The organism is Oceanimonas smirnovii ATCC BAA-899 (genome assembly GCF_000381965.1).
GTDB lineage: Bacteria > Pseudomonadota > Gammaproteobacteria > Enterobacterales > Aeromonadaceae > Oceanimonas > Oceanimonas smirnovii.
This window is the reverse complement of sequence record NZ_KB908475.1, coordinates 1-18,171: the sequence shown is the minus strand read 5'-3', so window position 1 is coordinate 18,171 and position 18,171 is coordinate 1. Positions and strand designations below refer to the sequence as shown.

Annotated in this window: 20 protein-coding genes and 3 tRNA genes; 17 read left to right on the top strand and 6 right to left on the bottom strand. The window is 57.3% G+C overall.

Features of this window, described 5'->3' with window-relative positions:
* Window positions 1-267: transposase (locus tag G364_RS17515; RefSeq protein ID WP_040614646.1), on the top strand; the 267-nt coding region annotated here is incomplete at its 5' end.
* Between the two features lie 126 nt (window positions 268-393).
* Here G364_RS17515 and G364_RS0115985 read toward each other — a convergent pair.
* The 6 genes from G364_RS0115985 to G364_RS0115960 all read right to left on the bottom strand — a co-directional run bounded on the left by G364_RS0115985 (window position 394) and on the right by G364_RS0115960 (window position 6,335).
* On the bottom strand, window positions 394-1,365 hold the full coding sequence (locus G364_RS0115985) for an alpha-L-glutamate ligase-like protein (protein WP_019936141.1): 972 nt from the start codon (window positions 1,363-1,365) through the stop codon (window positions 394-396).
* Window positions 1,362-2,873 (bottom strand): inactive transglutaminase family protein, encoded by a 1,512-nt coding sequence (locus G364_RS0115980; RefSeq protein WP_019936140.1) that lies wholly within the window; start codon window positions 2,871-2,873, stop codon window positions 1,362-1,364. The genes G364_RS0115985 and G364_RS0115980 overlap by 4 nt, the downstream gene beginning before the upstream one ends.
* 5 nt (window positions 2,874-2,878) lie before the next feature.
* Entirely contained in the window at window positions 2,879-3,643 is a 765-nt protein-coding gene (locus G364_RS0115975; protein WP_019936139.1) for an ATP-dependent zinc protease family protein, read from the bottom strand.
* Window positions 3,640-4,647 (bottom strand): tRNA 5-methoxyuridine(34)/uridine 5-oxyacetic acid(34) synthase CmoB, encoded by a 1,008-nt coding sequence (gene cmoB / locus G364_RS0115970; RefSeq protein WP_019936138.1) that lies wholly within the window; start codon window positions 4,645-4,647, stop codon window positions 3,640-3,642. The genes G364_RS0115975 and cmoB overlap by 4 nt, the downstream gene beginning before the upstream one ends.
* The gene (gene cmoA / locus G364_RS0115965) at window positions 4,644-5,372 is read right to left on the bottom strand and encodes a carboxy-S-adenosyl-L-methionine synthase CmoA (protein ID WP_019936137.1); all 729 of its coding nucleotides are present in this window, start codon (window positions 5,370-5,372) and stop codon (window positions 4,644-4,646) included. Before cmoA ends, cmoB begins: the two co-directional genes overlap by 4 nt.
* A 120-nt stretch (window positions 5,373-5,492) precedes the next feature.
* The gene (locus G364_RS0115960; protein ID WP_019936136.1) at window positions 5,493-6,335 is read right to left on the bottom strand and encodes a DUF72 domain-containing protein; all 843 of its coding nucleotides are present in this window, start codon (window positions 6,333-6,335) and stop codon (window positions 5,493-5,495) included.
* A 311-nt stretch (window positions 6,336-6,646) separates the two neighbouring features.
* On the opposite strand from G364_RS0115960, the gene aspS reads away from it, so the two are divergent.
* The 16 genes from aspS (at window position 6,647) to G364_RS0115880 (ending at window position 18,100) form a co-directional block, all read left to right on the top strand.
* Window positions 6,647-8,410, top strand: coding sequence for an aspartate--tRNA ligase (gene aspS, locus G364_RS0115955; RefSeq protein ID WP_019936135.1), 1,764 nt, complete (start codon window positions 6,647-6,649; stop codon window positions 8,408-8,410).
* A gap of 3 nt (window positions 8,411-8,413) precedes the next feature.
* Window positions 8,414-8,842 carry a dihydroneopterin triphosphate diphosphatase gene (gene nudB / locus G364_RS0115950; protein ID WP_019936134.1) on the top strand — a complete coding sequence of 143 codons (429 nt, stop codon included), beginning with the start codon at window positions 8,414-8,416 and terminating at the stop codon, window positions 8,840-8,842.
* A 15-nt stretch (window positions 8,843-8,857) separates the two neighbouring features.
* Window positions 8,858-9,598: a YebC/PmpR family DNA-binding transcriptional regulator gene (locus tag G364_RS0115945; RefSeq protein ID WP_019936133.1), complete on the top strand. Its 741-nt coding sequence runs from the start codon at window positions 8,858-8,860 to the stop codon at window positions 9,596-9,598.
* Between the two features lie 274 nt (window positions 9,599-9,872).
* Window positions 9,873-10,394 carry a crossover junction endodeoxyribonuclease RuvC gene (gene ruvC / locus G364_RS0115940; RefSeq protein WP_019936132.1) on the top strand — a complete coding sequence of 174 codons (522 nt, stop codon included), beginning with the start codon at window positions 9,873-9,875 and terminating at the stop codon, window positions 10,392-10,394.
* Window positions 10,395-10,584: 190 nt separating this feature from the next.
* Window positions 10,585-11,184: a Holliday junction branch migration protein RuvA gene (gene ruvA / locus G364_RS0115935; protein ID WP_019936131.1), complete on the top strand. Its 600-nt coding sequence runs from the start codon at window positions 10,585-10,587 to the stop codon at window positions 11,182-11,184.
* 3 nt (window positions 11,185-11,187) lie between these two features.
* Window positions 11,188-12,195 carry a Holliday junction branch migration DNA helicase RuvB gene (ruvB, locus tag G364_RS0115930; RefSeq protein ID WP_019936130.1) on the top strand — a complete coding sequence of 336 codons (1,008 nt, stop codon included), beginning with the start codon at window positions 11,188-11,190 and terminating at the stop codon, window positions 12,193-12,195.
* Window positions 12,196-12,509: 314 nt separating this feature from the next.
* Window positions 12,510-12,920, top strand: a complete 411-nt coding sequence (gene ybgC, locus G364_RS0115925) for a tol-pal system-associated acyl-CoA thioesterase (protein ID WP_019936129.1) — start codon at window positions 12,510-12,512, stop codon at window positions 12,918-12,920.
* A complete protein-coding gene (gene tolQ, locus G364_RS0115920) occupies window positions 12,910-13,590 on the top strand; it encodes a protein TolQ (protein WP_019936128.1) in 681 nt (226 codons plus the stop codon). Before ybgC ends, tolQ begins: the two co-directional genes overlap by 11 nt.
* Window positions 13,590-14,015: a protein TolR gene (gene tolR / locus G364_RS0115915; RefSeq protein WP_019936127.1), complete on the top strand. Its 426-nt coding sequence runs from the start codon at window positions 13,590-13,592 to the stop codon at window positions 14,013-14,015. Before tolQ ends, tolR begins: the two co-directional genes overlap by 1 nt.
* 3 nt (window positions 14,016-14,018) lie before the next feature.
* Window positions 14,019-15,068, top strand: coding sequence for a cell envelope integrity protein TolA (gene tolA / locus G364_RS0115910; protein ID WP_019936126.1), 1,050 nt, complete (start codon window positions 14,019-14,021; stop codon window positions 15,066-15,068).
* 2 nt (window positions 15,069-15,070) lie between these two features.
* Window positions 15,071-16,369, top strand: coding sequence for a Tol-Pal system beta propeller repeat protein TolB (tolB, locus tag G364_RS0115905; protein WP_026344963.1), 1,299 nt, complete (start codon window positions 15,071-15,073; stop codon window positions 16,367-16,369).
* Window positions 16,370-16,394: 25 nt separating this feature from the next.
* Window positions 16,395-16,922 carry a peptidoglycan-associated lipoprotein Pal gene (pal, locus tag G364_RS0115900; protein WP_019936124.1) on the top strand — a complete coding sequence of 176 codons (528 nt, stop codon included), beginning with the start codon at window positions 16,395-16,397 and terminating at the stop codon, window positions 16,920-16,922.
* A 20-nt stretch (window positions 16,923-16,942) separates the two neighbouring features.
* Entirely contained in the window at window positions 16,943-17,695 is a 753-nt protein-coding gene (gene ybgF, locus G364_RS0115895) for a tol-pal system protein YbgF (protein ID WP_019936123.1), read from the top strand.
* Between the two features lie 141 nt (window positions 17,696-17,836).
* A tRNA-Lys gene (locus G364_RS0115890) sits at window positions 17,837-17,912 on the top strand.
* Between the two features lie 6 nt (window positions 17,913-17,918).
* Window positions 17,919-17,994 (top strand) — tRNA-Val (locus G364_RS0115885).
* A 30-nt stretch (window positions 17,995-18,024) separates the two neighbouring features.
* A tRNA-Val gene (locus G364_RS0115880) sits at window positions 18,025-18,100 on the top strand.
* Window positions 18,101-18,171: the final 71 nt, after the last annotated feature.

Here is an 18,171-nt window from a genome sequence, read left to right as displayed (position 1 = left end):
GGAACCAGTGTGAATCGTCCAGGACGTTTGAGTAAAGCGGGTAACGCCTATCTGCGCTCAGCACTGTTTATGCCAGCGATGAGTGCAGTGAGACATGATGCACGCGCTAAGGCGTTTTATGAGGCCCTGATAGCCCGAGGAAAGAAAAAGATACAGGCCTTATGCGCAGTCATGAGGAAGTACCTCACCGGCTTGTGGGCCTGTATCAGAACGGGAACCATGTTTGATTCGACGTTGCTCTTCAGCGAAGAACACATTCAGGCTTGAATTTACGTCAAAACAGAGTATCTACGACTTGATAACATTGTTCATCGTAAATAAAAAACGGCGCCGGGCTTAACCCCGACGCCGTTTTTGCTTCCAGCTTTAAGCTTCCGGCTTCCAGCTGTGTGTTCAAAGTTCGCTGGCAAATTCCCGTCGTGAAAACGCCACCCGCTCGTCCGGAGTCATGGTGATCTTTTTGCCCAGCTTTTCAATTTTGCGCAGCCGTGGCACCAGGCCGGCGGCGTTGGCGGTTTGAATGGCCAGGCCGGGGCGGGCATTCAGCTCCAGCAGCATGGGGCCTTTTTTCTTGTCGAGCACCATATCGGTACCGATATAACCCAGTCCCGACATCTCGTAGCAGGACGACGACAAATTCAGCAGCTGCTCCCAGTAGGGGACCTTCAGCTCAAACAGATCCCGCCCGGTATCCGGATGGTGGCGCACGGCGGCGTTGAACTGCACCGCCCGAATGGCGCGGCCGGTGTTAATATCCAGACCCACGCCTACCGCACCCTGGTGCAGGTTGGCCTTGCCGTCGGATGCCTTGGTAGACAGCCGCATCATGGCCATAATGGGAAAGCCTTTGAACACTATCACCCGGGTGTCGGGCACGCCTTCATAAGAGAAGCCGTCAAACACATCGTCAAAGTTGATCAACGCTTCAATTAATGCCACATCCGGCTTGCCCCCAAGAGAATACAGGCCGGCCAGAATGTTGGATACATGACGTTCCAGATCCTCTATGGTTTCAGCCTTGCCGCTGGGCTTGGTAAAGCGCTGACGATCATGATCCACTATTACCGTAATGCCTTTGCCGCCGGAGCCCTTGGCGGGCTTGATGCAAAAGCCCGGCCAGTCCTTGACCATGTCCCACAGCCGGGTGACCTGATGCTGATATTCAATCACACCCACCAGATCCGGCACGGTTACGCCGGCGTCCAGTGCAATTTGCTTGGTTTTGAGCTTGTTATCTACCAGCGGATACAGCCGCCGCGGATTATAGCGGCTGATATAGGAGATATTGCGCCGGTTCATGCCCATAATGCCATGGCGGCCCAGCTCAAAGGGCGAGGCATAGTTGGCCAGCAGGTTCTTGATCATTGCTTCAGCTCATCGACCAGAGGCTTGAACCGTTTGAGCTCGGTCAAACGATAGCCGGTATAGTTACCCAGCAGCAGCACGGCTGCCATCACAATCAGCTGCAGTCCCAGGAAGTTAAAGGTGAGATGGCGGATAAGCTCGTTGTTCATGGCCAGAAACGCCATCACCGCTACCACCAGGGAGCCACCGCCCTGCTTGACCACTTCTTTGGGACCTTCTTCTTCCCACAGTACTGACATGCGTTCTATGGTCCAGGCCAGAATAATCATGGGGAAGAAGGTAATTTTCATGCCCTCGGTCAGGCCCAGCTGATAGGCCATAATGCTGAAAAAGCCAATCATGCCGATCACCATAATGATCACCGCCGATATGCGGGCCACCAGCAGCAGGTTAAGGTGAGACAGATAAGAGCGCAGCACCAGACCTGTGCCCACAATAATCAGAAAGCCCACCAGGCCGGTCAGCAGGCTGGTCTGAATAAAGGCCATGGCAATCAGCACCGGCATAAAGGTGCCCGAGGTTTTTACCCCCACAATAATGCGCAGGAACACCACCGCCAGTACGCCGATGGGGATCAGCAGAATTCCCTTGAACAGGGCCTGCTCTTCCAGCGGCAGGTTATACAGTGAGACGTTAATCCATTCCGGCTGATCAAATTTTTTGGCCAGGGCCACATTGACCGGCTGCTCCTGCTCCAGCATGGAGAAGCTGACCCGGGAGTTGCTGCCACCCACCAGATCCAGCACCGGAGCCGACTGATATTCCCACAACAGCAGATTTTCCTGCATGCCCTGGGCACCGGTTTGCGGGTTGAAAATTTCATAGCGTTCGCCGTCAAACACCTGAATCACATCCACCAGCTGCTGCCGCCGGCGGCCGTCTTCCAGCTGCAGGCCCTTCAGCAGCCGGGCAGGCACGGCAGCCCGTTGCAGCATGTCGACCAGCAGCGGCCCGGCAGACTTGTGCTGGGCAAGCAGCTCGGCGTTCTGGCCGCCGCTGTTCAGCTCCTTGAGCAGCTCCCGGGTCAGGGTAATGTTGTCGGCGGAGCGCTCTTGTGCCAGGTTAAGCACCTGATCCATGGCAGTGGCATAGGGCTCGGCCACCTCCACTGTGGTTACAGTGGGCGGTGTGTTGGCAATGGGGCCGGTGGCGAAAGGATCGAGCATCATGTCGACCTTGTAATACAGCTCCTGATGGCCTGACGCGGAACGAATGGACCACTCTGCCCGGGTGCCGCCGTTAGCCTGCACAAACGACAGCCCATAGCCGGGTGATGCCGCCGACTCGTTCATCAGGGTAAAGCCGGGCTGACTGCCGGGCACGGCCAGCGACGCTTTCACCGGGCGGCCATCGGCCTCAAATTCCACCTTGGCTTCCACTGACCAGATCTGGCGTTTTTCACCGGGCAGCCAGGGCACTTCATACACAAAGTGACGGTGCAGCATTAATGCCAGCCCCACCAGAAACAGAGCCGCCACGATCAGATAAAAAGGTTTGCGTGAGTACATGAACTTTACTCGTCAGAAGGTATGGGGCGCTTGGGCTTGCCCTGCGCATTACGGCGGGCAATATCCACCACGGCGATATCTTTCAGAAACTCCCGCCCCAGCAGCACCGGGTAGGTCATCTGGGAGCGGTCAGCCAGGGTAAATTCGGTTTTCTCTGTCAGCCGGCCCATGCGCAGGGTCAGCTCCACCACAGGGCGGCGTTCAGGCTCTTCAGCCGAGGCCTGACGAATACGCACATGGCGTACCAGCGGCGCTTCCACCGGCAGTTTTTCGTCCACTCCTTCGTGGGCCATATTAAAGCTCACCCAGGCTTTGCCATCGCGTTCAAACTCGGTAATGTCCTGAGCGCTCAGGGATGAGGTGGTGGCCCCGGTATCAATGCGCGCAGGAAACATGTCGTTTACGGCATCCAGCCAGATGTCTTCGGTTTCCCCTACTATCAATTTTCCATCCCGGGTTTCGTTATCCGGTGTGTTGTTGACTGCAGGCGGGTTGACCGGTGCTGGTGTGGTGGCCGGCTGAGTAGCGGCAATCTGTTTTTTGAGGTGGCGGATTTCCTGCTGCAGCGCCGTCATAAAGGCATGGTGGTTGGTGCTGAGCCGGGTGTTCTGCTGCTCCATGGCGGTGATCAGCCGCGCTTCCTGGTTGTTAAGAGCATCGTTCAGCTCGGGGTGAGACACCGGCTGGGGTGGCGGTGGCGCATCGGCAAACTGACCGGCACAGGCACTCAGCAACAGGGGGGTAAGCAATGATAACGCTGCTTTTTTCATCCTTTACTCTCTTGTGGTCTGTATTGGGGGTCTACCGGCTTGTTGGCAATAATGATGGCGCGCTTGGGAGCCGGATAGCCTTCTATGGTTTTGCTGGCATCAACCGGGTCGAGAAAGTCTGCCAGTGATTCATTACGCATCCAGTCGGTGCGTCTTTGCTCGTCCAGGGTGGTGACGCTTTCATCCACTACCCGAATATGTTCAAAGCCGCATTTGGCCAGCCAGTTTACCAGGGCGGCCGAGCTTGGAATAAACCAGACATTACGCATTTTGCCGTAGCGCTCACCGGGTACCAGTACTTGATGCTCGTCGCCGTCTATGACCAGGGTTTCCAGCACCAGTTCACCGCCATCATGCAATTGCGCCTTCAGCTGCAGCAAATGATCAATGGGCGAGCGTCTGTGATAAAGCACACCCATGGAAAAGACGGTGTCAAAGGCCCGTAGCTCGGGTAATTCCTCTATGCCCAGCGGTAACAGCTGAATGCCTTTGTGATTATTGGCGAAATGCTTGATAGCCTCAAACTGACAAAGAAACAGCTGCGACGGATCTATTCCCACCGCCATTTCTGCGCCTTCGCCCAGCATGCGCCACAGGTGATAGCCACTGCCGCAGCCCACATCCAGCACATAACGGTATTTCAGCGGGCTGATATGAGGTTTTAACCGCTCCCATTTCCAGTCGGAGCGCCATTCGGTATCAATATGAATACCGTGCACGTCGAACGGTCCTTTGCGCCAGGGATGAAATTGCCCCAGCAGGCTTGCTATCTTCTTTTGTTCGCCAGTTGAGATTTCACCGGGCTGGCCGATGGCGACCTTGTTTTTCAGCTCTATGTGCTGAGTGTGAATAGCGGGAAGCTTTGCCAGCGCCCGGCTCCAGCGGGCCAGGTCGCCATGATGATGGGCTTTTTGCCAGTCGTGCAGCTGGGCGGGCAGGGTGTGCAGCCAGTGGCTGAGCCGGCTTTTGGCGATTTGCTGATAAAAGTCGCTGAAGTCGATCATTTCACTGCCACCATGGAGCCGAAGTTAAAGCACTGAAACCACATGTCCACATGAGCAAAGCCGATTTTTTTAAGACGTTTTTTATGCAGGCCGGGGGAGTCGGGGCGCAGTACATTTTCCAGCGCGGTGCGCTTTTGGCTGATTTCCAGCTCGCTGTAACCATTGGCCCGTTTAAAGTCGTGGTGCAAATCAATCAGCAGCTCGTTAATGGTGTCGTCTTCACTGATGAATTTTTCGCTTAAAATAAGCACGCCACCCGGATTGAGGCCGTCATATATTTTTTTCAGCAGGGCCTCGCGCTGATCCGGTGCAATAAATTGCAGGGTAAAGTTAAGCACCACCACGGAGGCGTTTTCAATATTGATAGCGCAGATATCCGCTTCCTGCAGTTCAACGGCCACCTCGGAACGGAAGGCGGCCAGATGGTTGCGGGCCCGCTCTATCATGGCTGCGGAGTTATCTACCGCCACTATGCGACAGCCGGGCTGATTCAGGTTGCGGCGCATTTCCTGAGTGGCGGCTCCCAGTGAACAACCCAGGTCATAAAGTTGCGTATCAGGCCGGGCAAAGCGGGCCGTCATCATGCCGATGGCCGAGATGATATTGGAATAGCCGGGCACGGAGCGCTTAATCATGTCGGGAAACACGTCGGCAACCTGATGGTCAAAACAGAAGTCGCCCAGTCGTTCTATGGGGGCGGCAAAGATACTATCTTTTTCTTTCATGGTATGTGAATGCTGTGCTTGCTGACGGCCGTATTGCCGCGCTGAATGGTGACCATTGTAAAATAAGCGCAATGGCTTGTCTTGATGAGTGCCATTCGATGCGACAAATTCTTTTTGTGGTTAAAACAAACTTCCTTGCGCCTCGGGCTTCTGGCCGGGAAAGGCGGGCAGAGGAGCATTCAGCGCCTCGGCAATAGTGGCGGCAAGTACAGGGGCTTGCATATTGTCGGCGGTATGCACAAATAAATAGACAGACTTGCCCTCATTCAGCCAGCCCTGCAGGCGGGGCAGCCAGGGCTGCCAGAAAGGCGTGTTGGCGGCCAGATCCGGATTACCGATAAAACGCACCACAGGGGCCTTGCCGGTGCTGATAATATGCACCGGCACTTTTGGCTTCTTTTGCTGGGCATCGGCCAGTGCCGGTGTGGTGGCGGGTACTGCAAATACCGGCCGGGAGTCCATGATAATACGGTTGGCGCTTTGCTCCAGCAGCAGCCGGTTAAGCCGGCGCTCGGCTTCGCCCTTGGCAAAAAGTGCCGGGTGGCGCACTTCCACGCCAATTTCAAATTCGTTTGGCAGGGCGTCCAGCAGCTGTGCCAGACCGTCAAGCTGCTCCGGCCCGCAGGCGGCAGGCAGCTGCAGCATCAGCTGGCCCAGTTTGTGATGCAGGGGCGTGAGCTGTTCAATAAACGCCAGTGCGGGGGCTATATTGTCCGCCAGCCGGCCCTGGTGGCTGACCGTGGACGGAAACTTGAAGGTGAAGCGAAAGTCCGGGCCTGTCATGGCCTCCCAGCGTTGCAGGCTGTGTGTGTCGGGCACGCCATAAAAGCTGGTGTTGCCTTCTACGGTGTTGAACACCTTCGCATAATCGGCCAGATGCTCGGTGCTTTTCAGCCCCCGGCTCAGCAGGTTACCCGGCCAGCCCGCATGAGACCACTGGCTCAGACCCAGATATAACGGCATATTTCTCCTGAAAACAAAGCTTTAAGCGATAAGCTGTCAGCTGTAAGTCGACCGGGGTAGCTGGCAGGTATGGCGCTGTGCTTGCTAATCCGGTCATCCTGCAGGCCAGCCGGATTTCAGGCAGGCCTCTATTATCACAACCTGCTTCGGGCTGCTGACAGCTTAAAGCTGATCGCTTACAGCTACCGCGCAGCGGTTCGGGTTAAGCGGTTGGATCCCTGTTCGGGTTTCCGATTATACTAGCGCGCTGTTTACAGACAAATTCAAGTCTGCGGCGCTGCCGCAGCCAAAGCACATCATAGGAAGACTCCATGCGCACTCATTATTGCGGGCAGGTAGACGCCTCCCTGGTTGGCCAGAGCGTAACCCTCAGTGGCTGGGTTCATCGTCGTCGTGATCTGGGCGGGCTTATTTTTATCGATATGCGCGATCGGGAAGGCATCGTTCAGGTATTCTTCGATCCCGACAAGGCCGAAGCCTATGACAAGGCGTCTGAATTGCGGGCCGAGTTCTGTGTGCAGCTGACCGGTGTGGTGCGCGCGCGCCCCGAGTCCCAGGTGAACAAGGACATGGCCACCGGCGAAGTAGAAATCTTTGCCCACGAGCTCACCATCATCAACAAGGCAGCACCGCTGCCGCTGGACTTCAACCAGAACAACTCCGAAGAGCAGCGCCTCAAGTACCGCTACCTGGACCTGCGCCGCCCCGAGCAGGCGCGTTTTCTCAAGACCCGCGCTCAGGTCACCAGCCGGGTGCGCCGTTTTATGGACGAACACGGTTTCCTCGATATTGAAACCCCCATGCTCACCAAGGCCACGCCTGAAGGTGCCCGTGACTATCTGGTGCCGAGCCGGGTGCATAAAGGCTATTTCTACGCACTGCCCCAGTCGCCCCAGCTGTTCAAGCAGCTGCTGATGATGAGCGGCTTTGATCGTTACTATCAGATTGTTAAGTGCTTCCGTGATGAAGATCTGCGTGCCGACCGCCAGCCTGAATTTACTCAGATTGATGTGGAAACCTCATTTATGAGCGCTGAGCAGGTGCGTGAGATAATGGAACAACTGGTGCGCGAGCTGTGGCAGGACGTGGCCGGCGTGGATCTGGGCAGCTTCCCGGTGATGAGCTTTGCCGACGCCATGCGCCGTTATGGCTCTGACAAGCCTGATCTGCGCATTGCCATGGAGCTGACCGATGTGGCCGATCTGGTCAAAGACGTGGACTTCAAGGTGTTCTCCGGCCCCGCCAACGACGCCAAAGGCCGGGTAGCTGCCCTGCGTGTGCCCGGCGGCGCTGCGCTTTCCCGCAAGCAGATAGATGAATACGGCAAGTTTGTGGGCATTTACGGTGCCAAGGGCCTGGCCTGGCTCAAGGTGAACGAAGCCGCCAAGGGGCTGGAAGGCGTGCAGTCACCCATTGCCAAGTTCCTGAATGAAGACATAGTGGCGGAGCTTGTCAGCCGCACCGGTGCCACTGACGGCGATGCCATCTTCTTTGGTGCCGATTCTGCCAAGGTGGTGTGTGACGCCATGGGTGCCCTGCGCCTGAAGCTGGGCAAGGATCTGGGTCTGATCGAGCACAGCTGGAAACCGCTGTGGGTGGTGGACTTCCCCATGTTTGAGGAAGAAGACGACCGCCTCTATGCCATGCACCATCCCTTTACCGCCGCCAAGGACATGTCCGCCGAGGAGCTGGAAGCCAACCCGCTGGCCGCTGCCGCCAATGCCTACGACATGGTGATCAACGGTTATGAAGTGGGCGGTGGCTCTGTGCGTATTCACGACAACGCCATGCAGCAGACCGTATTCCGCCTGCTGGGCATCAATGCCGAGGAGCAGCAGGAGAAATTCGGCTTCCTGCTCGACGCGCTCAAGTACGGCACCCCGCCTCATGCCGGCCTGGCCTTTGGTCTGGACCGTCTGGTGATGTTGTTGACCGGCACCGATAATATTCGGGACGTGATTGCCTTTCCGAAGACCACCACGGCGTCCTGCCTGCTCACCGATGCGCCCAGTCTGGCCAATCCGGATGCGCTGGCAGAGCTGGCCATTCGCACCGAGCAGCCCGGGGCGGAGTAAGCCATGCATAAGCACCCGGAGTCGGTACTCGTTCTGATCCACACTCACGACAGTGTGCTGCTGCTGCAGCGCAAGGACAATCCGGATTTCTGGCAGTCGGTGACCGGCAGTCTTGAAGCCGGCGAGAGCCGCCTGCAGGCGGCGGTGCGCGAGCTGGAAGAGGAAACCGGTCTGGTGGCGGGCAAGGGGCTGCCACTGGTAGAGACAGGGCACCGGGTGCGGTTTGAGATTTACCCCCACTGGCGGCATCGTTACCGCCCGGGGGTAACCCATAACTGGGAATATGAATTTCGTTTATGCCTGCCCGAGCCGCAGCCCGTGCGGCTTACCGAGCATCTGGACCAGTGCTGGCTGCCCTTTGAGCAGGCCCTGGCCAAGGCCGGCTCCTGGACCAACCGGGAGGCCATTGGCAGGCTGATAAACAATAGATAACAGGAGATTGAGTTTATGGCAGGTCACAGTAAATGGGCCAACATCAAGCACCGCAAGGCGGCACAGGACGCCAAACGCGGCAAGATCTTCACCAAGCTGATTCGTGAGCTGACTACCGCCGCCCGCGAAGGCGGCTCCGATGCCGCATCCAACCCCAGGCTGCGTGCTGCCGTGGACAAGGCGCTGTCCAACAACATGACCCGGGACACCATAGACAGAGCCGTCAAGCGTGGTGCCGGTGAGCTGGACGGTCAGCAGCTGGAAACCGTGGTGTATGAAGGTTATGGCCCGGGTGGCACCGCTGTGATGGTGGAGTGCATGACCGATAACCGCAACCGCACCGTATCGGAAGTGCGCCATGCCTTTTCAAAGAGCGGCGGCAACCTGGGCACCGACGGCTCCGTGGCTTATCTGTTCGAGAAAAAGGGCGTGATCAGCTACGCCGAGGCCGACGAAGAAACCGTGATGGAAGCGGCGCTGGAAGCCGGTGCCGACGATGTGGTGGTCAACGAGGACGACTCCGTTGATGTGTATACCCAGTGGGAAGAGTTCGGCTCGGTCAAGGATGCGCTGGACGCCAGCGGATTGGAAGCCGATAACGCCGAAGTGACCATGATACCGTCCACCAAGGCGGAGCTGGATGAAGACACGGCCCCCAAACTGCTGCGCCTGATCGACATGCTGGAAGATCTGGACGACGTGCAGGAGGTCTATCACAACGGTGATATCTCCGACGAACTGGCTGAACAGCTCTGACGCCCTTCGGGCAGCTATAAGCTTTCAGCTGTCAGCTTTAAGTAGTGGGGCCTGCAGGCCCCCGTTTCAACGGGGCGATGGTGCCTTATATAACACGGTTTGCCCCAATAAATCGGGGCCTTGGCCGTTCAGTAGGTTGGTGATGAGCGAAGCGAATCCCAACGTGGGAACTGCCGGCGACATCGCCTTTGAACCTTAATAAATCATGCTCAGCCGACTCGATCAGCTTACCGCTGATAGCTTACGGCTTACAGCTGTTGAGAGCTGGTTTTTGATGTCCATTATTCTCGGAATTGACCCCGGCTCGCGCATCACCGGCTACGGTGTGGTGCGCCAGACCGGTAATAAAATGGAGTACCTGGGCTCGGGCTGCATTCGCATGACAGACGAAGCCCTGGCACCCAGACTCAAGAAAATCTACGACGGGGTAAGCGAGATTATTTTGCAGTTTCGCCCCGATTTGTTTGCCATTGAGCAGGTATTTATGGCGCGCAACCCCGATTCGGCGCTCAAGCTGGGGCAGGCCCGGGGCGCGGCCATAGTGGCGGCGGCCAATGCCGGACTGGAGGTGGCGGAATATTCCGCCCGCCAGATCAAGCAGGCGGTAGTGGGGCAGGGCGGTGCCGGCAAGGATCAGGTGCAGCATATGGTGGTGCGCCTGCTCAGTCTGCCGGGCACGCCCCAGGCCGATGCCGCTGATGCCCTGGCGGTGGCTCTGTGCCACGGCCACACCCGTCAGAGCCTGATCAGCATGGCCGGTCAGGTGCGCGGCACAGTGCGCGGGCGCATGCGCTAGCGCGCGCCCGCGCAAGCTGGAAGCGCGAAGCTGAAAGCAGCCCGAGTTGGTTGGAAATATTGAGCCGTATCCTTGAGTTCGGCAACACCACTTACAGCTGACAGCTTATCGCTTACAGCTGGTTTCATGGATATTTATCCAGTTATTTATTATTCTTGGCCCAGTTTTGTCCTGATTAGCGGAGCGCCCTGTGATTGGTCGGTTAAAAGGTATTATCGTTGAAAAGCAGCCCCCGGAGATATTGCTGGATGTGAATGGCGTGGGCTATGAGGTGACTCTGCCCATGAGCTGCTTTTACGAGTTGCCCAATGTAGGCGAGGCGGCCACCGTACTCACTCATTTTGTGGTGCGGGAAGATGCCCAGCTGCTGTTTGGTTTTAATACCAAAACCGAGCGGGCGCTGTTCCGCGAGCTTATCAAGACCAACGGCGTAGGACCCAAGCTGGCGCTGGCCATTCTTTCGGGCATGACGGCGGATCAGTTTATTCATAACGTTGAACAGGGCGAGATAGCGGCGCTGGTCAAGCTGCCTGGCGTGGGCAAGAAAACCGCCGAACGGCTGATTGTGGAAATGCGCGACCGGCTCAAGGGCTTTGGCGGTTACGATCTGTTCAATCCGGCACCGGCATCACCGGGCATGGCCGGTGGCGGTGCCAAGGACGAGGCCCTGGCTGCCCTGCAGGCGCTGGGCTACAAGGCCGGTCAGGCCGAGCAGCTGATGAAAAAAATTGCCAAACCCGGTATGGACGCGGAGCAGCTGATCCGCGAAGCGCTTAAGAGCATGGGATAAACCATGATAGAAGCAGATCGTTTTATCAATCCGGCTCCCAGGCAGGAAGAGGAAGCCATTGACCGCGCCATACGGCCCAAGGCGCTGGCGGACTATCGTGGTCAGGATCATGTGCGCGGCCAGATGGAAATCTTTATCGAAGCCGCACGCCGGCGGGAAGAAGCGCTGGATCACCTGTTGATCTTCGGTCCGCCCGGCCTGGGCAAGACCACGCTTGCCAATATAGTGGCCAACGAGATGGGCGTGAGCATCAAAACCACGTCGGGGCCCGTGCTGGAAAAAGCCGGCGATCTGGCGGCCATGCTCACCAACCTTGAGCCCGGTGATGTGCTCTTTATTGATGAAATTCATCGCCTCAGTCCGGTGGTGGAAGAAATTCTCTATCCGGCAATGGAAGACTATCAGCTTGATATCATGATTGGTGAAGGCCCGGCTGCCCGCTCCATCAAGCTGGAGTTGCCGCCCTTTACCTTGGTGGGGGCCACCACCCGGGCCGGCTCGCTCACTTCGCCGCTCAGGGATCGCTTTGGTATCGTACAGCGGCTGGAGTTTTATCAGGTGGCTGATCTGGCCCACATTATCAGCCGCAGCGCCGGCAAGCTGGGTTTGACCATAGATGACGATGGTGCGCTGGAAATGGCCCGCCGGGCACGGGGCACGCCGCGCATTGCCAACCGCCTGCTGCGCCGGGTGCGCGACTTTGCCGAGGTAAAGGGCAGCGGTGCCATCGACGCTGCCATTGCCGCCCAGGCACTGGATATGCTGGATGTTGACAAGCAGGGCTTTGACTATATGGATCGCAAGCTGCTGATGGCGGTGCTCGACAAGTTTATGGGCGGCCCGGTGGGCCTCGATAACCTGGCCGCGGCCATTGGTGAAGAAAAGGAAACCATTGAAGACGTGATAGAGCCCTATCTCATTCAACAGGGTTTTTTGCAGCGCACTCCCCGGGGGCGTATGGCCACCCCCCGCGCCTACCTGCACTTCGGCTTCGATCTTCCCGACGCCTGACGGCAGCTGAAAGCCGGAAGCTAGAAGCTGGAAGTGGTTTTGGCTGCGAGCCCTGAGCCGTGCTTGTGAAGGGCTGTGTCGTTTGTCGGATGGATTCCGGGGCAAGCCCGGAGTCCATTTCACAGAAAACTCTGCATCTGCAGTTACAACACTACACGCCCGAGCAACTCCACTTCCAGCTGAAAGCTTACGGCTTCTAGCTCCCCGAAGGGGTTCGGGTCAATCAATGTCGTTCCCTGCAGCTCACTTCTTCTTTCACGGCACAGACTTGGTTATAGTAACCGCATCTTTTTGGCCGTATTTCCGGGATTTGCATGTCTCAAACGCCATTTCACTGGCCGGTGCGTATCTATTATGAAGATACCGATGCCGGCGGCATTGTTTATAACGCCAACTATCTGAAATTTATGGAAAGGGCCCGCACCGAGTGGTTGCGCCATCTGGGCATTGAGCAGGATGGCCTGCTCAATGAGGGGATTGCCTTTGTAGTGCGCCGGGTAGAAATGGATCTGCGCCGGGCGGCCCGGTTCAATGATGCACTAATGGTCACCGTCACGGTGAAAATGCTGAAACGTGCCTCTATTGTGTTTGAGCAGGAAATTCTGGATCATGCGGGCCTTTGTCTGGTTAGGGGCGAGGTGGTTATCGCCTGTGTGGATATTACCAAAATGAAGCCCTTTGCCATTCCTGAGTCACTGATGGGAGTATTGTCCGGTGCACGCTGAAATTTCATTTATAGGCCTTTTCTGGCAGGCCAGTCTGCTGGTGAAACTGGTGATGCTGGGGCTGGTGGGCATGTCGGTGCTGAGCTGGGCGCTGATCATCAACCGCCGCCGGGTGCTGAATGCCGCCCGGGCCGATGCAGACAAGTTTGAAGACAAGTTCTGGTCCGGGGCCGATCTCAGCCGGCTCTATCACGAGTCCAATGCCCGGCGCGACAGCCTGGCGGGCATGGAGCAGATTTTTCATTCCGGTTTTCGTGAGTTTGTGCGGTTGCAAAAGCAGGGCCGGCCACAGGACACCATTCTGGAAGGCACCTACCGCACCATGCGGGTGGCGTTGTCCCGGGAAGTGGACAGACTGGAGGCCAACCTGTCGGTGCTGGCCACCATCGGCTCCATCAGTCCCTATATCGGTCTTTTTGGCACCGTTTGGGGCATCATGAATGCCTTTATTGCTCTGTCGGAAATAAAGCAGGCCACTCTGGCCATGGTGGCACCGGGTATTGCCGAGGCGCTGATCGCCACCGCCATGGGTCTGTTTGCTGCCATACCGGCGGTGATTGCCTTTAACCGCTTCAGCTATCAGGTAGAGCGGCAGGAAAACCACCTGGCCAACTTTATGGATGAGTTTTCCACCATTCTCAACCGACAAGTGACCACAGGACAGCAGTAATGCAGAGCTATCATCGCAAGCGACGCAAACGCGTGGCCGAGATTAACGTGGTGCCCTACATAGACGTCATGCTGGTGCTGCTGATCATCTTTATGGCCACGGCCCCGGTGATCACCCAGGGCGTGAAAGTGGACCTGCCCCAGGCCGAAGCGGAAATGCTGCCGGAAGACAGCGACACGCCGCTGGTGGCGTCGGTGGATGCCGAAGGCCGTTACTTTCTTGATGTGGGTGAAAGCCGTGATGAAGCGGTGGATCTGCTGGCGCTGGCGGAAATGGTACAGCAAAAACTGGAAGCCAATCCCAAGGCACCTGTGGTGGTGCAGGGCGATGCTAATGTGCGCTATGACGCCGTGATCCAGCTGATGGCTACCCTGAAAGCGGCCGGTGTACCCAGTGTTGGCCTCATGACCCAACCGGAGCAGTAAGGCGTGTTCAGAAACGAAAACGGCAGCATTCGCAAGGCCCTGGTGATTTCACTGGGCTTACACCTGCTGGTGGGGGTGATGATTCTGGTGGGGGTGAACATTAATACACCCAAGCGGCCGGCGCAGGCGGCGTCCATTATTGAAGCCACCATGATTGATGATGGCATGGTGGCGGCGCAGGCCGAACGTCTTGCTGAGATGCAGGCAGCCCGCGAGGCGGAGCAGGCTGCTGCCAACGCTCAGGAGCTGGCAGAGCAAAAAGCGGCAGCAGAAGCCGAACGCAAGGCCGCAGAGCAGGCTGCAGCAGCGCAGGCAGCCCGCGAGGCAGAGCAGCAAAAAGCCATTGCCGAGCAGCAGGCCAAAGCGGAAGCCGAACGCCAGCGTGTGGTAGAGCAGCAGCGCAAGGCGGCAGAGGCAAAGAAACAGGCAGAAGCCGAGGCGGCGCGCAAGGCGGCAGAAGCGAAGAAACAGGCGGAAGCCGAGGCGGCGCGCAAGGCGGCAGAGGCGAAGAAACAGGTGGAAGCCGAAGCGGCGCGCAAGGCGGCAGAAGCGAAGAAACAGGCGGAAGCCGAGGCGGCGCGCAAGGCGGCAGAGGCGAAGAAACAGGCGGAAGCTGAAACCGCCCGCAAGGCGGCGGAAGCCAAGAAAAAGGCTGAAGCAGAAGCTGCTCGTAAAGCGGCAGAAGCCCAAAAGCAGCAGGAAGCCGAACAGGCGCTTAAAGATCTGGAAGCGCTGATGGGCGGTGGCTCGGCCGGCGGTGCTTCTTCTGCTGCGTCGGCGGCAGAGGTGGATCGTTACACCGGCATGATTATCGCTGCGATTCAGCGCAACTGGCTGGTAGCACCTACCATGGTAGGCAAGCAATGCCGCATTAATGTTCGGGTGGCTTCCGATGGCCTTATTCTGACTATTGGGCAGGGACAGGGCGATGCAGAGGTATGCCGTTCGGCGGAGTTGGCTATTCGCAAAACCGGCACTTTACCCATGCCCAAGGATCCGGCCGTTAACAAACAACTGCAAAATCTGAATTTAACCCTGATACCGAGGCTTTGAAGATGACAAAACGATGGTTGTGGTTATGGCTGCCGCTGTTGCTGCTGGCAGGCCGCGCCCAGGCGGCGCTGGACATAGTGATCACCGGCGGCATAGACAGTGCCCGGCCGGTGGCGGTGGTGCCCTTTGAGTGGACCGGCGGTGGTGCCGCCCCTCAGGAGCTGTCCGAGGTGATCAGCAATGATCTGCGCAACAGCGGCATGTTCCGTCCGCTGGACCGCAATGCCTTGCCCCAGCGGGTATCCAGCGCTGATCAGCTGGACCCGGTTCAGTGGCGTTCCCGTCAGGCAGAAGCCGTGGTAGTGGGCAGCATAGCACCGGCGGGCAACAACCAGTATCGCGTCAGTTTTGAGCTGGCTGATGTACTTGGCAGCCAGGGCGCCAAACTGCTGGAAAGCCGGACTGCCACCGTGCCGGCAGCTCAGCTGCGGCAATATGCCCACCGTATCTCTGATATCGTGTTTGAGAAGCTTACCGGCATCAAGGGTGCGTTTCTTACCCGCATTGCCTACGTTAATGTGCAGCACGGCGCACAATATCCGTATCAGCTGATGATTGCCGACTACGACGGTTTTAACGAGCAGGTCTTGCTGCGCTCCCGTGAGCCGCTGATGTCGCCGGCCTGGTCGCCGGACGGCCGCAAGCTGGCTTATGTGTCGTTCGAAAATAAAAAAGCCGAAATTGTGGTGCAGGATATTTATAGTCAGCAGCGTCAGGTGGTCAGTTCTCAGCCGGGGATTAATGGCGCACCGGCCTGGTCACCCGATGGCAGCCAGTTGGCACTGGTGCTGTCCAAAGATGGCCAGCCCGAAGTATACGTACTCAATCTGGCCAGTCGTCAGTTGACCCGAGTGACCAATAACCGCACAATCGATACCGAGCCGGCCTGGTCAGCGGATGGAAAAAGTATTTATTTTGTCTCCGAACGAGGAGGGCGGCCCCAGGTTTATCGCACTGAGCCCGGCAGCGGTAATGCCCGGCGGGTGACCTTTGACGGCGATATGAATCTGGGCCCCAGAATCACGGCAGACGGCCAGAACATGGTGCTGGTCAGCCGTTCTCAGGGACAGTACCGAATTGCTCGTCAGGAGCTGGACAGCGGTCATCTGCAGGTGTTAACCGAAACACGGCTGGATGAGTCGCCAAGCCCGGCCCCTAACGGCACCATGATCATCTACAGCACCACGTATCAGGGCCGACAGGTTCTGTCTTTGGTGTCGATGGATGGTCGTTTCAAGGCCAGGCTGCCGGCCCGCAGCGGCGATGTCCGCTCACCGGCGTGGTCACCGTTTCTAAACTAGAAATTGCTTTTTCTAAGGAAAAACCATGCAAATGAAAAAACTGCTTCAGAGTCTGGCGATAGCACTTCCCATGTTGACCCTGGCTGCATGTAGCTCGACCAGCGATTCCGATGCCATGACCGGAACCGATGGCAGCTACCAGGACGGTGGCGTACAGACTGGTGGCATTCAGACCGGCGGTGCGCTGTCTGCTGATGAACAAATGCGTCAGCAGTATGAAGCCCTGCGCCGTGAAAACGTCATTTACTTCGAATTTGACCGGGACGAAGTAACCGGTCACTATGCACAGGTGCTGGAAGCCCATGCCAGCTTCCTGCGCTCCAACCCCAATGTGAGTATTCTGGTGGAAGGTCATGCCGATGAGCGCGGTACTCCTGAATATAACATTGCTCTGGGTGAGCGCCGTGCCAAGGCAGTAACCAGCTATCTGCAGAGCCTGGGTGTCAGCGGCTCTCAGCTGGCCATTGTCAGCTACGGCGAAGAAAAGCCGATTGATACTTCCCGCAGCGAAGCCGGTTTTGCCAAAAACCGCCGCGCGGTTCTGGTTTATTAAGGACTGATTCCGGTTAGATTATGATTAAATTCGCGGCCATTTCGATGGCCGCTGTTTTATCCACCGCCAGCTGGGCTCAGGCCCCGGTGGTCAGCGTGGGTGGCAGCGGCTCGGTAAACGAACGTCTGGCTGAGCTGGAGCGGGGCTTCAGCGCACGCAGTCAGGCGCAGATTGAACAACAACGTCAGCTTAATGCCATGCAGCAGGAGCTGAGTGAATTGCGTGGTTTGCTGGAAGAGCAAAGCTACCGTCTTGAGCAGGTCATAGAGCGCCAGCGCAATATTCTGGCAGCACAGCAGGAAGCTGCCGCTGCGCCGGCACCCACACCGGCACCGGTGGCAGCCAGCCAGGCCGGTAATACTCAGAATGCCAGCGATACCAATGAGGCAGCAGCAGGAGATGAGCAGGCAGCTTATGATAAAGCGGTGAATCTGGTCCTGCAGGACAAAGACTATAATGCGGCTATTCCGGCCTTTGCCCGTTTTATTACCCAATATCCTGAGTCGAGTTACGTGCCCAATGCGCATTACTGGCTGGGGCAGCTGCTGTATGCGCAAAAACGTTATGATCAGTCCAAGGCTCAGTTTGCCCGGGTAGCCGAGGCTTATCCCAAGTCCAACAAACGTGCCGATTCACTGCTTAAGCTGGGCCTGATTGCCCGGGAGCAGAAAGACGATGCCGGAGCCCGGCAGTATTTTCAGCAGGTACTGAGTGAATATGGCAGCAGCAGCGCAGCCCGCCTGGCTCAGGAAAATCTGAATGTGATGAAATAAGTGCCTGACTGGTGAATTTGTGTGAGAGTCGCTTGTTCCTTGAGCAAACGAAATAAAATGATAATTTAGCTGTTGCGTCACACAATTAAATCCGTATTATAGGCCGCCGTTGGCAGGGGACAAGTTGTTACCCACCAAGCCGGGTCGTTAGCTCAGTTGGTAGAGCAGTTGACTTTTAATCAATTGGTCGCAGGTTCGAATCCTGCACGACCCACCAGATTCCGGACGCTTAGCTCAGCCGGGAGAGCACCTCCCTTACAAGGAGGGGGTCACTGGTTCGATCCCAGTAGCGTCCACCAGTTTTCTCACTTTTCAGAAAAGTGAACCCAGGGTGATTAGCTCAGCTGGGAGAGCACCTCCCTTACAAGGAGGGGGTCACTGGTTCGAGCCCAGTATCACCCACCACTTTCGCAAGAAAGTCACAATTCGGGTCGTTAGCTCAGTTGGTAGAGCAGTTGACTTTTAATCAATTGGTC

Excerpts from the sequence above, each read along its gene's own strand:
- G364_RS0115985 (WP_019936141.1), bottom strand. The coding sequence starts at position 1,365 with ATGATCAAGAACCTGCTGGCCAACTATGCCTCGCCCTTTGAGCTGGGC.
- G364_RS0115980 (WP_019936140.1), bottom strand. The coding sequence starts at position 2,873 with ATGTACTCACGCAAACCTTTTTATCTGATCGTGGCGGCTCTGTTTCTG.
- G364_RS0115975 (WP_019936139.1), bottom strand. The coding sequence starts at position 3,643 with ATGAAAAAAGCAGCGTTATCATTGCTTACCCCCCTGTTGCTGAGTGCC.
- cmoB (WP_019936138.1), bottom strand. The coding sequence starts at position 4,647 with ATGATCGACTTCAGCGACTTTTATCAGCAAATCGCCAAAAGCCGGCTC.
- cmoA (WP_019936137.1), bottom strand. The coding sequence starts at position 5,372 with ATGAAAGAAAAAGATAGTATCTTTGCCGCCCCCATAGAACGACTGGGC.
- G364_RS0115960 (WP_019936136.1), bottom strand. The coding sequence starts at position 6,335 with ATGCCGTTATATCTGGGTCTGAGCCAGTGGTCTCATGCGGGCTGGCCG.
- aspS (WP_019936135.1), top strand. The coding sequence starts at position 6,647 with ATGCGCACTCATTATTGCGGGCAGGTAGACGCCTCCCTGGTTGGCCAG.
- nudB (WP_019936134.1), top strand. The coding sequence starts at position 8,414 with ATGCATAAGCACCCGGAGTCGGTACTCGTTCTGATCCACACTCACGAC.
- G364_RS0115945 (WP_019936133.1), top strand. The coding sequence starts at position 8,858 with ATGGCAGGTCACAGTAAATGGGCCAACATCAAGCACCGCAAGGCGGCA.
- ruvC (WP_019936132.1), top strand. The coding sequence starts at position 9,873 with ATGTCCATTATTCTCGGAATTGACCCCGGCTCGCGCATCACCGGCTAC.
- ruvB (WP_019936130.1), top strand. The coding sequence starts at position 11,188 with ATGATAGAAGCAGATCGTTTTATCAATCCGGCTCCCAGGCAGGAAGAG.
- ybgC (WP_019936129.1), top strand. The coding sequence starts at position 12,510 with ATGTCTCAAACGCCATTTCACTGGCCGGTGCGTATCTATTATGAAGAT.
- tolR (WP_019936127.1), top strand. The coding sequence starts at position 13,590 with ATGCAGAGCTATCATCGCAAGCGACGCAAACGCGTGGCCGAGATTAAC.
- tolB (WP_026344963.1), top strand. The coding sequence starts at position 15,071 with ATGACAAAACGATGGTTGTGGTTATGGCTGCCGCTGTTGCTGCTGGCA.
- pal (WP_019936124.1), top strand. The coding sequence starts at position 16,395 with ATGCAAATGAAAAAACTGCTTCAGAGTCTGGCGATAGCACTTCCCATG.
- ybgF (WP_019936123.1), top strand. The coding sequence starts at position 16,943 with ATGATTAAATTCGCGGCCATTTCGATGGCCGCTGTTTTATCCACCGCC.